This is a genomic window from Acinetobacter sp. NIOH-H-8 (genome assembly GCF_046635365.1).
Classification (GTDB): Bacteria; Pseudomonadota; Gammaproteobacteria; order Pseudomonadales; family Moraxellaceae; genus Acinetobacter.
In genome coordinates, this window is record NZ_JBHDVN010000140.1 from 1 (window position 1) to 519 (window position 519).

General features: G+C 56.5%; 1 pseudogene. It reads right to left on the reverse strand.

The features are described 5' to 3' along the window. A pseudogene (locus tag ACEWB7_RS17450) lies at window positions 1–519 on the reverse strand (excinuclease ABC subunit UvrA); the annotation flags it as partial.

Here is a 519-nt window from a genome sequence, read left to right on the forward strand (position 1 = left end):
GGTGTAAACACGCCGGTATAGGTCGCCGGGTTAGAACGCGGAGTACGACCAATTGGGCTTTGGTCGATATCGATCACTTTATCGAAATGTTCCAGTCCCTGAATATCGCGATACGGTGCCGGTTCGGCGATGGTCGCACCATTCAACTGGCGTTGGGCAATCGGGAACAGTGTGTCGTTAATCAGCGTCGATTTACCGGAACCTGAAACCCCTGTGATGCAGGTAAACAGACCTACCGGCAGCGTCAGCGTCACGTCTTTCAGGTTGTTGCCGCGTGCGCCTGTCAGCTTCAGCACTTTTTCCGGATTCGCCGGAACGCGTTTCTTCGGCACTTCAATCTTGCGTTTGCCGCTCATGTACTGCCCGGTCAACGACTCCGGCACCGCCATAATCGCTTCCAGCGGACCTTCTGCGACCACTTCACCGCCGTGAACACCTGCGCCCGGGCCAATGTCGATCACATGGTCAGCGGCGCGAATTGCGTCTTCGTCGTGCTCCACCACAATCACGGTATTACCG